Genomic DNA, 12,681 nt, shown 5'->3' with positions numbered 1-12,681 from the left:
GGTTACTCCTTATGCCTTTTCGACCTGAACGAGATTACTGTGCGAAGGATTAGCTTTTGCCAGCGGTGAAGTGCGATGTGTTGTCAGGATGTTAATTGAGCCACCGTGGTCGACTTTGTCACCAAACATATCGGCATTCAGCCACATTCCCTCGCCCATAGCAGTAACGCCAGGCATGATACGTGGTGTGACTTTTGCGGGAATCAACGTCTGGCCATACTGATTAAATACCCGAACGGTGTCTCCGTTTTTGATTCCACGATCCCGGGCATCAATGGGGTTTATCCAAATCTCCTGTCGGCAGGCCTGTTTCAGAACATCAATATTGCCGTAGCTGGAATGTACGCGGCCTTTAAAGTGGAACCCGGTCATTTGCAATGGATACTTGCGACGGGCTGGATCTTCCCAGCCATTAAAGCCTGGAGTGTAAATGGGTAAAGGATCGATGACTTCATCAGGCTTCAATTCCCATGTTTTTGCGATATTGGCCAGTCGCTCAGAATAGATTTCTATTTTTCCCGATGGTGTTTTAAGGGGATTGGCAATAGGGTCTTTGCGAAAATCCTTATATGCGACAACATGCTCATCCGGACATTTAAGTTTATAAATACCTGCCGTTTTCATCTCTTCATAATCCGGCATATCGGGATGACGTTCTTTCGTTTTGGCGCAAAGATATTGAACCCATTCATGTTGTGTACGGCCTTCGGTAAAGGTCTGGTAAACATCAGGTCCAAGACGTTTTGCTATTTCACTCATTGTCCAGTAAATGGGCTTGCGTTCAAATTTTGGCGATGTTGATGGTTGCCCCAAAATAACATATGCCATATTCCCGGCCTCTTCATGCGGGATCAGATCTTCCTGCTCAGTAGGCATCAGGTCAGGGAGTAAAATATCGCTATATTTTGCTGAGGCGGTCATGAAATGGTCAATGCAGACAATCATTTCGCACTTATTTTCATTCTGCAAAATTTCATGTGTGCGACTAATATTGCTGTTCTGATTTATCAGCGTGTTGCTGGCGTAGCACCACATGAATTTTATTGGCACATCTAGTTTGTCTTTACCTCGTACGCCATCACGAGTAGAGGTCATTTCAGTTCCGCGCTCAATAGCTTCGGTCCAGGTAAAGGAGGATATTTCAGTTTTAACAGGATTTTTTAGAGGGGAAAACATTTCAACACCGAGATCAAAGGTGCCTTCTCGATCGCCAGAGTTGCCGCCAGAAATACCGACATTGCCGGTCAAAATGGCGAGCATTGCAATGGCTCTTGACGTTTGTTCTCCGTTTGATTGACGCTGTGGCCCCCATCCCTGGCAAATATAGGCTGGTTTCGCCTGGCCGATCTCACGCGCCAGCTTAATAATTTTGTCTGCCGGAATACCTGTGATTTGAGCTGCCCACTCAGGTGTTTTTGCTATACCATCCGGACCGTCGCCGAGTATATAAGCTTTATAATGACCATTTTTTGGTGCGCTTGCTGGTAACGTAACCTCGTCATAGCCTACACAATATTTATCAAGAAAAGGTTTATCGACCATATCTTCGGTGATGAGAACCCAGGCAAGTGCTGCAGCTAAGGCGGCGTCCGTTCCAGGACGAATGGGTAACCATTCATCTTCTCGTCCGGCTGCGGTATCGTTGTAGCGAGGATCGATAACGATCATCCGCGCATTGGAGCGTTCGCGCGCTTGTTCAACATAATAGGTAACACCACCGCCGCTCATACGTGTTTCGGCTGGATTGTTTCCGAACATTACAACCAATTTAGTATTAGCGATATCATCCGGGCTGTTTCCGCTTCTGCCACCATAGAGATAATTCATGCCCGCTGTGATTTGTGCAGTACTATAGGTACCGTAACGACCTAAAAAGCCACCGCAGGAATTCATCAGGCGGAAGGGCATTGATGATTTAGTAATATTTCCGCCAGCGACACCTGTGGCGTAAATAACATGTACTGCTTCATTGCCATAGTTTGCAATAATTCGTTTCAGATTATCCGCGATAGTATCCAGTGCTTCATCCCAGGATATCCGCTCAAATTTACCTTCACCACGCTTACCAACGCGTTTCATGGGATATTTCAATCGATCAGGATGATTCATACGACGACGAATGGAGCGTCCACGAAGGCAGGCCCGGACCTGATGGTTTCCGTACTCATCGTTGCCTGTGGTATCAGATTCTACCCAATAAACAGAATCATCTTTTACATGCAATCGAAGCAGGCAGCGACTTCCACAGTTTACTGTGCAGGAACTCCAGACGGCCTTATCTTCGACGATAGCGGTTTTGTTCGCGGCTTGACTTGTGAAACTGAATGGTAATGATAATCCTCCCACTGCGGCCATTAGTCCTGTTGTTGCCCCAGCCTGAATTAGCTTTCTCCGGGAGACAGGAACTTCGATTAACCGTTCTTCCTCGCAACGATCCATTACGTTCACCTGTTATTATGACATTGTTTAAAAAGCATACAAAAATAGCCAGTGTTAAAATATGAATATTCATTTTTGTGTAATAATGAATGATATTAATTAACATTAGGCTGGCTTTTATATAATATATATGAGTTAAGGGCGAAGAAAGTTTGAGCTATTTACCTGACGGGTAAAATTCAAATTTTTCTCTATTCGGAAAACGAACCCTTTACTTCATTGTGGGTATTATCGAAGTGGATAATGGCACGGGCAAGGGAGATAAACTTTAGTTGCAGTAAAGATTTTCTATCTTAAGTGTATGAAAAATAGCCTTTGATGGCTTTAGTCACTAAAATTAAAAGGATGACCTCCTGAAATTCAGGAGGTTGGGCTATTTTTAATCAAAATATCATTAATTAACCAGTCATGAAAAACTTTTACTTCAGGACGCATCACTGCTTTTTGTGGTGTAACAATGTAATAGGACCATGTTAGCGGCCAGCGTATATTTGGATGAAGTTGTATCAGTTGTCCTGTGGCAATTAACTGTTCAACCAGCGCACGGCGGACAATTGCCACACCCTGGCCGCTAAGCGTGGCCATAATAACCGCTGAGGTAGAGTTAATATGTAATCCTGTATAACGCGTAGCTGGAGCTTGCGTTGCGGCTAAGACTTCTTCCCATGAAGGAAAATTTGCACCAGGGTGCAGGGTATCATCATGAATGAGTTTTTGTTCTGCCAGCCATTCGCCACACGTAATTTTCTCAGGCGGTACAATGCGTGGGCTGCATACCAGAACAGCTTCCTCATCCATTAACCATGTCTTATTTACCCCCGACCAGTCTCCTTTGCCACAACGAACACCAATATCTGCCTCTCCGTGAGCCACATCCATGAGTTTTTCCGTCACATTCAGGCGTAGCTCGATATTTTGATGCGTTTCGGAAAAACGATTTAATTTTTCCATTAACCAGTTCATCACCAGAACTTGTGAGGCCGTGAGAATGACGACGGATCGAGCCTGACGACCGCGCAGTTTATTAAGTCCTGACTCAAGGCTATCGAGCCCTTGAGTGATCTCTTTTAGCGCATCCTGAGCCTCAGTCACGAGCGTGAGCCTTTCTTTACCAGAACGTGTACGGTGTAAAAGGGGGTGGCCTACCCAGTCTTCAAGTGCCCGAACCAGTTGTCCTACGGCTGCCGGGGTGACGCCTAGCTCTTTGGCTGCACCTGTGAAGCTACCATGACGCGCAGTTGCTTCAAAAGCGTGCAGCCATTTCAAGCGATTAAGCGAACGCATTTTATTCTCCATCTCATACAATGGAACTAGTATACGTGATCGAGATAGATTTTCTTCCTCAATTTTCAATGTAAATACTCATGCGGAACCGGATAAACGTTGTTTTGCTTATCTTGAATAAGATAATAAGCTGATGATTTATTTCTTTGTTTATGATGATTTTTTCTGGCATCAGTGATGCCGATACAAAAATCTCTTTAGCGTGTTTTTTTTGCTCCGTCAAGGAATTTATTCTATTTGATGTTGAAATATTTTTTCATTGGTGTTCATTCATTAACAGTGACAGTATATTTAATGTAATAATTTTATATTTTAGGCGATATTATGGAATGGACTTCACTGAATATAGCGCACCATATCACCGCTCCGAATCCGTTAGCCATACGGAAAGAATTTATACCTGCAGCTCATTGTTTTCCTGAGCATAAGCATAAATGGCATCAGGTCGTTTATGCAACAGCAGGTGATTTAATGGTTAAAACAATTGAACAATCATTTTTGATTTCGCCGAAATTACAGGCTGTCTGGTTGCCTGCGGGAACTCAACATCAGGTCGGCTCATCACAAGGGGCTTATTTTAATAGCTTATGGATAGCTAACGATGCTCATAATCAATTTGACATGTCGGAACCTACCATTTTTGATGTTTCCCCATTCCTTAAGGCGCTTATCTTAGAAATATCAGACAGAAGAATAAATGATGAAGTTTATATAGAGAAACTAATACAGTTAATTTTATACCATCTGGGAAATGTTCGTAGCGCTCAATTTATTTTACCCTGGCCTCAAAATCGATCATTGGTAAAAATATGTGAATCATTATGCGAAAACCCGTCGGATACACGATCACAGGAAGAATGGTGCCATGAACTGGGAATGTCGGGGCGTACATTATCAAGACGTTTTACTATCGAAACAGGAATGAGTTTACGTTCCTGGAAAAAACGCCTGCGATTAATGAAAGCTATTGAGTTACTCGACTGTGGTAAAGGAGTAACAGAAATAGCTATAGACTTAGGATATAGCTCGAGTTCTGCATTTGTTTATGCATTTCATCTTACTATGGGATATGCTCCTCTGGATTATATGAAGAGAAGGTATTAGTTTTATTTTATAAATGTGACTTACCTCACTCACTGAATAAGTATGTTAATTTTTATATTTTTCGCTGTAACATAAATGGCGGCTACTCTACATCATCTGTCTTTTTTTAGAAATGACAAAGTAGCTATCAGGCGTATAGAATTTTTCGGTACCAAATAATATATAAATGAAAGAACTTAGTAATAACAAAAGTCAGGGCGATAAATTCGGCCAGATGAAAAAATTTATCTAAAGGAGTTTTTAGAGTGAAGATTACGAAGATAGAAACACTTGAAATTGATCTGTCCGGGCAAAATGGACTTGATTTGTGGCGACCAATTTACGTGCGAATACATACTGATGAAGGAATCTCTGGTATGGGGGAAGCGAGCCTTGCTTATGGTACGGCATCAGAGGCTATTGCTCCGATGATTCGTATACTTGCTGAACGTTTTCTTCTGGGACAGGACCCTAATGATACTGAAACGCTATGGGAAATCATGCGACAGCGTTCATTTTGGGCCTTAGGGGGAGGCCCCGTGATATTTGGGGCTATGAGCGCTTTGGATGCGGCACTTTGGGATATAAAAGGCAGAGCCGCAGGCTTATCGGTTCATCGCCTGCTGGGAGCAAAAACACCAGCACCTTTGCGTTGCTATGCGAGCCAGCTTCATTTTGGTTGGACCGATGAATCATTGATGCTTAACGATCCTGCTGAATTTCGAGAAACAGCACAAATTGCGCGAGCTGAAGGCTATGATTGCGTGAAGCTTTGTCCTGTTTATGTTGATGCTAATGGGGAACGTATTCGTAAACGGGGAGTGTTTACTCCAGCCGAACGCAAACTGGCGCGTTCTCGTATGGAGGCGGTCCGTGAAGGAATTGGTGAGGAGTGTGACATCATTATCGAATGGAATTCACTTACTTCAACCTCCGGAGCGTTACAGCTAGCCGATTACTTTTCTGATTTAAATATTTTGTTCATGGAAGAACCTACCCACTACAATAGTCCAGAGGCGCAAATAAAAGTCTCCAGGGAGTCATCCATTCCTGTTGCAACAGGGGAGCGATTATATACCCGATGGGGATTCCTGCCGTATCTACAACAAGGTGCCATCGACATGATTCAACCTGATATTGGCCTGGTTGGTGGTATCACAGAAGGTATGAAGATTGCTCATTTGGCACATGCTTTTGACGTCGGGGTTCAGGCGCATAATTGTGGTTCGCCACTTGCTATCGCGATGGCATTACAATTTGAAGCAGCTATTCCAAATTTTGAGATCCATGAGCACCACTCTTTTAATCTTAAATCTTGTAACCGGGAGTTGTTTGAAGAAGATTTACAGCCAGTAAATGGAAAAATTGCTGTTCCTGTAACACCCGGTTTTGGTATGACACTTAGAAAAGATGCTGAAAAACGGATGAATATAGTAACTATCTGTGAAAAATAATTATTGGTGAAATGAATTCTACTAACTAAATAGTATGGGGGGAAATAGATCTGACAGCAGAATCTTTTCTTCCCATATGATCTAAGTAATAAGATCTAATATAAAGATTTGCCTACTGAACATCTGTCCTGGAGTTTATCAATAAATGAAACAAGAAATGGCATTAGACAATGTTAAGGAAAATGTTGGAAAAAATAAAATCCCATTTACTTCTTATGATGTCGGTTGGGTAATAATGTGTATCGGCATGGCAATTGGCTCCGGAATTGTATTTATGCCATTGCAAATGAGTGTTAAAGGTTTTTGGGCAACTGCGATTGCATTACTTATTACATATCCTATAGTTTATCTATTAACAAAATTGTATATTACCTCTCTTTCAGAAACGAAACAGACAGATTATGCGGGGACTATAACGCAATATTTAGGGAGAAACTGGGGGGCTTTTTTGAGCTTCCTCTATTTTTTTACAATATTGAAGGGGATGCTGGGTTATGCGGCTACTATAACTAATGATACTTCCAGTTATTTGCAGCGTTTTGGTGTTACTCAACATTCACTATCCGATACGTTATGGTTTCCTCTGGTATTGTTGGTAGCAATGGTTCTGGTTGCCTCCCGTGGGGAACGTTTGCTCTTTAAAATTTCCGGGCCATTTATTGTATTTAAACTCATGATTATAATTGTGTTAGGTGCATTGATGGTCCCTTATTGGAACATGAATAATGTCAGCATGGCAAGCCCTGACAGTTTAATTGATTTAATGAGAGATGTTTTGGTTTCTCTCCCTTTTGCATTATTTTCGATTGTATTTATTCAGGTTCTTAATCCAATGAATATTGCATTCAGGAAAATTGAATCAGACCCTAAAGTCGCAACATTTCGCGCTCTCAGGGCAAGTCGGATAGCATATATTATCCTTGTTGTGTCTGTTCTGTTTTTTGCGTTTTCATTTATGTTTTCAACCACCCCGGAACAAGCAAAGATGGGGATTTCTCAAAATACATCAGCGCTGGCGCTGATGGCAAAGATTATCCCTGAAAACACTGGCGGATTTATACCAGTACTTTCGGTTTTACTAAGCATTTCTGCTATTTTAACTTCTTTTTTTGGTATTTATCTCGGTTTTTACGATGCATTATCAGGAATTATTATTAATATTGCAGACCGCTTCATTGTACGTGGTAAGAAATTTAATAATTTTCTCCCTTATTTGGTTACACTTACTGCGATCGTGCTTCTTTGGGGATGGGTTGTTGCCGATGTGTCTACAATGGCATTACTCCAATGGACTGTGGGAACCTTTGGATTAGTTTCTTGCCTTATTCCGTGCTATCTGATCTGGCGAGTGCCATCTTTACAAAAATATAAATCCCCTGCGGTAATTTTCGTATCACTAATGGGCTTTATGCTGGTGGTATCGCCATTATTTAAGCTCCTTGAAAAATAAAGGTTTTACAAGTCATTAAACGGTATAACATCTAAGAGAGAATCTGGCTCTTAGATGTTGCTAATTGCGAGATAGATTTTCTTTAGCGGCCAGCAAAATCTTCTGATTCGTCAGTCCTCGTCGTTGAAGCCATCATTAGTTCACATAAAAGCAGTAATCAATTATTTAAGAGGTTAACGATGAGCGCATTATTTACAGGTAAAAAATTGTTAGTAGTAGGTGGTACCAGCGGTATGGGTTTCGAAACAGCGAAACGGGTATTGAAAAATGGTGGTAGCGTGGTGCTGATTGGCAATCGCCAGGACAAAGCAGAGCAAGCCCGTCAGGCTCTGGCGACAGAAGGTCAGGTTGCCATTATTGTTGCCGATTTGATGACAGAAGAAGGAATGAAACATGTGCTGGATACCATCAATGCGGAGCATAAAGACGTTAGCTTGCTGGTGAATGCGGCTGGCGTGTTCTTCCCAAAACCGTTTACCGAGCACGAACCTTCCGATTACGACATGTATATGAGCATTAACCGTGCCACTTTCTTCATTACCCGTGATGTTGTGCGCAATATGGTTGAGGCAGGTATCAAGGGATCTATCGTCAATATTGGCTCTATGTGGGCACAGCAAGCTATAGGCGCTACACCGTCTTCAGCTTACTCCATGGCAAAAGCGGGTCTTCATGCGTTGACTAAAAATCTGGCGATTGAGTTGGGCAGCAACGGGATTCGTGTGAACGCAGTTTCTCCTGCGGTCGTACATACACCGATTTACGAAGGTTTTATCCCTAAAGACGATGTGAAGGATGTAATGAACAGCTTTGATAGCTTCCATCCGATTGGTCGTGTGGGGACACCGGTTGATATAGCTGAAACGGTAGCATTCCTGCTGTCTGACAAGACAGGCTGGGTTAGTGGCGCGATTTGGGATATCGACGGTGGTGTGATGGCTGGTCGTAACGCCTGATAACAAGGCCACACGCGGACAACCGTGTGTGGTTATTAGGGAGCAGATTCAATCCTGTTCACATTATGTCATTGATGCGGATGAACCAGAAGTGTTGGGCAGAGGAAGCATGATAAATTTATTCACCTGTTGCCAATCATACGCAGAAAATAACACTAACAAGATTAAGTACGTTATTCGTGTCTGTGGAAATATCCATTAGTTTGAGGAGAGCCATTACTGGGTTATTAATGCCTCACTAAATAGATAGTTTGTGACACAAAACATACATTGAAGGCGATTTAATTCCGAGCTGGGGCAAAGACGCACTTTACAGGCTAAAAGCAGGAAAGGAACGCTATCAAATTGTACTCGCCATGAATCAGGATAATTTAACTAATGACATTGGAACACACGCTGCCAGTAGCTGCGCAGAATAATAATATCATTCGCTTATCTTTAGCTCAGGCGCTTGCCGGGGCTAACTCTGTAGTCTTCTACGCCACCGGTGCCATTGTTGGTAATGCCATAGCTCCCAGTGGTGCTCTGTCCACACTCCCCATCACTATATTTGTCCTGGGCATGGCCGCCTGCATTCTTCCTTTTGGCGCACTGGCGAAAAAAAAGGGACGTAAAGCCGCATTTATGGTCGGGACGGGGGCCGGAGTGATTACTGGCTTGATTGCTGCCCTTGCGGTTTTTATTGGTTCATTTTTGCTATTTTGTCTTGCCGCTTTCCTGGGAGGGGCTTACGCTGCAGTGGCACTTAGTTTTCGCTTTGCTGCAACGGATGGAGTGACATCCGAAAGGCGAGCGCGTGCATTATCCCTGGTAATGGGGGGCGGTGTGGTAGCTGGTGTCATTGGGCCAATGCTGGTGACGGGAACAATGAATCTTCTGCCACCACACACATTTGTTATTACCTTTATAGCTCAGGCTCTGGTAGCAACCATTTCAGCCTTCATTCTTAAGGGCGTAATTCCTGCCGAGCCAGCCGTGGCAGCCAAATCAGGAGGGCGTTCTCTGAAGGAAATTGTTCGGCAGCCGGGTTTCCTGAAGACCGTGTTTAGCGGCGCGGTTGCGTATATGGTGATGAATTTCCTGATGACCGCCGCTCCCCTTTCAATGCATATGCATGGAATTTCTCAACAAGCCTCCAATCTGGGTATTCAATGGCACGTTATTGCTATGTATGGGCCTGGATTCTTCACCGGTAGGTTAATTAACCGTTTCGGCGCGCTGCGGATTTCCGCAACTGGATTGCTTATTACGGCAGGTTCTGTTCTTGCCGGGCTCAGCGGAACAGATATCTTTCACTACTGGCTCTCTTTGATATTACTGGGAGTTGGCTGGAATTTTGGCTTTACCGGCGCTTCAGCGAAGATCATTGATTATCATCGCCCCGAAGAGAAGACTCAGGTGCAGTCCCTGAATGATTTTGTGGTATTTGGCGTAATGATTGTCGGGTCGTTTTCATCCGGTGCGTTGCTGAATCTTTATGGCTGGAATGCCGTATTATGGGGGTCACTTATCCCTGTTGGCATTGCATTTCTGTGTATCTTAAAAAGGAGTCACAAGACAGTTGTCGTAAAGCATGAGTAATATTTACCTCAGTGTCAGGAAGGTAACCGGTGTAAGTTATGGCAAAATAAGAGGAACGACACCCGCAATCGCAATTCAAGCTGTGGCTTTTTAGTGTTTATCTCTGGGGTGATGAGAACAAGAGAGCACTTTAGTATCATTCTTTCCTTTATTCTTGAGGGCGCATTCAGTTTTGGGCCGGAACCGGAAGCTATTCGTGACGCTATCTCTATGGATTAAAGCGTTTTGTTAAAAGCATCGTTAGATCACAAAACGGAAAACTATTTTCCCTACGGTAAAAATGTCGGCATCAGTTTTTGCAGATAAGAAAAAAGCATTATCAGACATGGTGTTACAGCACGAGTACATAACTAGGCACTGATGCGTACTGGTTTCTTGTTAACGCAAGGTAGCCACGCCCGCCGCCTGATGCTGGCAGAAGGCATGGGGATTAAGCGAGCGCCTGATGCCGCCGTTCTCATTGCTGTGTTTTCAGCCAGGCGGCAATATCCTGTGTCGGCAGATGATGTTGTGCATTCCAGGTGTCACTCATCGGCCACCACATACCGTCACCACGCGCGAAGGCGACGCGATAGCGCAGCATTGGGTTATGCGGATGTAAACGGAGCTGCTCCTGTAAGTCAGGTAGCGTCAATACGCCTCGGGTAAAGGTTTGCTGCGTCACGCGTTCGACCGTTTCCGCCAGTTTTGCATAAGAGGTCGTTTCCCCCGCGACAAAGACGACTTCGTTAGTGATACGCGGCTGATGCAGATAAATTTCAGTGGTCAGGCGACCAATATCCGCAGGCGACGTGACGGTGACCTGCCTTTCCCATCCGCCGAGGGCATTGATGGTTTTTTTGGCTAAGTTGACCACACCAAAGGCCGGTTCGAAGAGAAAAGAGGTAAATATACCGGTTGAAACAATCACCCACTCTGTGACGTTTTGCTCGCGCAAAAGCGTCCTGACGTCATACTGTTCGTCCCACACCGGTTGGCCGCTGCCTTTGCCGACCACATCGTAATTCACGCCAAACTGCCAGGGGAAATAGCGCTTAACGCCCGCCTCCAGTACCGCGCGGGTGATTTTTATCTGGGTACCCGCACCGGCGACAAACCCCATACAATTGATGATCGTATCAAAACCGTGGAATTGATCTTTTAACGCTGCAACCGAACTGTCTGCGATGTCGACCGGGATAAACCGCGCACCGGCATCCGCCAGTTGTTGATGAATGCTGGAACGTCGTTTGCTCTGTTTATCCCTGGATCGCCCTGACACAATAACGCAAACGGAACCATTACGCTGTGTGACCGCCGGAACCAACGACGCCAGCACTGACGCCCCCAGTTGTCCCGCGCCCAGCACCAATACTTTTTCACCCACCTGATTATTGGATTGTTTCATTTGCACCTCTCTGTGTTGATTCACCTGTAGATAGAGATTACGTCAGGGATCTGCGTTCGATAAGACGCCGAAGACGGGTTAGACTGTTCTGATAAATGGGATAATTGGCGGGGGGAAAATGGACAAGCTGGAAGCGATGCAGGTCTATGTTTGCGTAGTGGATACCCATAGTTTTATCAGAGCCGCCGAAGTGCTGGGCGTGCCGCGCTCAACGGTATCGCGAGTGGTTAAAGAACTGGAATCCTGGCTTAAGATTCAACTTTTGCAACGTACAACTCGCAAACTTAGTGTGACCGCAGAGGGGCGGCGTTACTACGAAGAGTGCAAAAGAGTGCTGGCAGATATCGCGGCCATGGAGTCGTCATTTCCCGGCCGGGCGGCACAACCCAAAGGGCGTTTTAAAGTAGGGATGCCGCAATCTCTCGCCCGGCATTGCATTATTCCCACGCTCCCGGCCTTTTTGCGCCAGTATCCGGAGCTGGAGCTGATATTTTGTTCCAGCGATAGCGTGGAGGATATTATCCTGCAAGGGTATGACTGCGTGATTCGGGCCGGCAGGATCGATGATTCCACCACGCTGGTTGCCCGTCCACTTGCCAGCTTTAACTGGGTGATAGCAGCATCGCCCACTTACATTGAGCGTTACGGTAGCCCTGAAAATTTAGATGATCTGCAAAAACACCATGCGGTCGGCTACCTGAACCACCGCACCGGGCGTACCACCGACTGGTTTTTTACGCGTGAGGGGAAGGATTACGCGATGCGGGTGCAGGAGACGCTGGTTGTCGATGATACGGACGCTTATATTCAGGCCGGAATACAGGGGCTGGGGTTAATTCGCGTCGCCAGCTATCTGGTTGCGCCGTATCTGCACAGTGGGGCGCTGGTGACCTGCATGGACAACCATTCTTATGATTTGCCGCTTGCGCTGGTCTATCCGCAAAACAGGTTTCTGCCGCCTACGGTACGCGCTTTTTATGACTGGTGCAAAACGGCGCTGAGCCAGCCGGAGTCTCTTCGCTAAAAAATATTATTCCGGATATCGCA

General features: G+C 44.9%; 9 protein-coding genes. 6 read left to right on the top strand and 3 right to left on the bottom strand.

What is annotated here, in order from left to right; all coding sequences use genetic code 11:
* Positions 1-9: 9 nt before the first annotated feature.
* Together J4614_RS03480 and J4614_RS03475 are read right to left on the bottom strand one after the other, a co-directional pair.
* Positions 10-2,439, bottom strand: coding sequence for a DMSO/selenate family reductase complex A subunit (locus J4614_RS03480; RefSeq protein ID WP_208293068.1), 2,430 nt, complete (start codon positions 2,437-2,439; stop codon positions 10-12).
* Between the two features lie 360 nt (positions 2,440-2,799).
* Positions 2,800-3,723, bottom strand: coding sequence for a LysR substrate-binding domain-containing protein (locus J4614_RS03475; RefSeq protein WP_001257182.1), 924 nt, complete (start codon positions 3,721-3,723; stop codon positions 2,800-2,802).
* Positions 3,724-4,047: 324 nt separating this feature from the next.
* Between J4614_RS03475 and J4614_RS03470 the strand changes: the two genes are divergently transcribed.
* The 5 genes from J4614_RS03470 (at position 4,048) to J4614_RS03450 (ending at position 10,247) form a co-directional block, all read left to right on the top strand.
* Positions 4,048-4,827 (top strand): helix-turn-helix transcriptional regulator, encoded by a 780-nt coding sequence (locus J4614_RS03470; protein WP_208293067.1) that lies wholly within the window; start codon positions 4,048-4,050, stop codon positions 4,825-4,827.
* A gap of 245 nt (positions 4,828-5,072) precedes the next feature.
* On the top strand, positions 5,073-6,260 hold the full coding sequence (locus tag J4614_RS03465; RefSeq protein ID WP_000704980.1) for a mandelate racemase/muconate lactonizing enzyme family protein: 1,188 nt from the start codon (positions 5,073-5,075) through the stop codon (positions 6,258-6,260).
* A gap of 145 nt (positions 6,261-6,405) precedes the next feature.
* Positions 6,406-7,710, top strand: a complete 1,305-nt coding sequence (locus J4614_RS03460) for an aromatic amino acid transport family protein (protein ID WP_000807034.1) — start codon at positions 6,406-6,408, stop codon at positions 7,708-7,710.
* Between the two features lie 179 nt (positions 7,711-7,889).
* Positions 7,890-8,666, top strand: a complete 777-nt coding sequence (locus J4614_RS03455; RefSeq protein WP_023137141.1) for an SDR family oxidoreductase — start codon at positions 7,890-7,892, stop codon at positions 8,664-8,666.
* Between the two features lie 378 nt (positions 8,667-9,044).
* Positions 9,045-10,247 (top strand): MFS transporter, encoded by a 1,203-nt coding sequence (locus J4614_RS03450; RefSeq protein WP_023137140.1) that lies wholly within the window; start codon positions 9,045-9,047, stop codon positions 10,245-10,247.
* A 457-nt stretch (positions 10,248-10,704) separates the two neighbouring features.
* On the opposite strand, the gene J4614_RS03445 is transcribed toward J4614_RS03450, so the two are convergent.
* On the bottom strand, positions 10,705-11,634 hold the full coding sequence (locus J4614_RS03445) for an aromatic alcohol reductase (protein ID WP_023214026.1): 930 nt from the start codon (positions 11,632-11,634) through the stop codon (positions 10,705-10,707).
* A 118-nt stretch (positions 11,635-11,752) separates the two neighbouring features.
* On the opposite strand from J4614_RS03445, the gene J4614_RS03440 reads away from it, so the two are divergent.
* Positions 11,753-12,658, top strand: coding sequence for a LysR family transcriptional regulator (locus J4614_RS03440; protein ID WP_208293066.1), 906 nt, complete (start codon positions 11,753-11,755; stop codon positions 12,656-12,658).
* Positions 12,659-12,681: the final 23 nt, after the last annotated feature.

Source organism: Salmonella sp. 32031103-2018-00083-FB-01-SM-01 (assembly GCF_017571995.1).
Lineage (GTDB): Bacteria > Pseudomonadota > Gammaproteobacteria > Enterobacterales > Enterobacteriaceae > Salmonella > Salmonella enterica.
This window is presented reverse-complemented; position numbering and strand designations above follow the sequence as displayed.

Bases quoted from the DNA above. Each gene is read 5' to 3' on its own strand.
- J4614_RS03480 (WP_208293068.1), bottom strand. From the start codon at position 2,439: ATGGATCGTTGCGAGGAAGAACGGTTAATCGAAGTTCCTGTCTCCCGG.
- J4614_RS03475 (WP_001257182.1), bottom strand. From the start codon at position 3,723: ATGCGTTCGCTTAATCGCTTGAAATGGCTGCACGCTTTTGAAGCAACT.
- J4614_RS03470 (WP_208293067.1), top strand. From the start codon at position 4,048: ATGGAATGGACTTCACTGAATATAGCGCACCATATCACCGCTCCGAAT.
- J4614_RS03460 (WP_000807034.1), top strand. From the start codon at position 6,406: ATGAAACAAGAAATGGCATTAGACAATGTTAAGGAAAATGTTGGAAAA.
- J4614_RS03455 (WP_023137141.1), top strand. From the start codon at position 7,890: ATGAGCGCATTATTTACAGGTAAAAAATTGTTAGTAGTAGGTGGTACC.
- J4614_RS03450 (WP_023137140.1), top strand. From the start codon at position 9,045: ATGACATTGGAACACACGCTGCCAGTAGCTGCGCAGAATAATAATATC.
- J4614_RS03445 (WP_023214026.1), bottom strand. From the start codon at position 11,634: ATGAAACAATCCAATAATCAGGTGGGTGAAAAAGTATTGGTGCTGGGC.
- J4614_RS03440 (WP_208293066.1), top strand. From the start codon at position 11,753: ATGGACAAGCTGGAAGCGATGCAGGTCTATGTTTGCGTAGTGGATACC.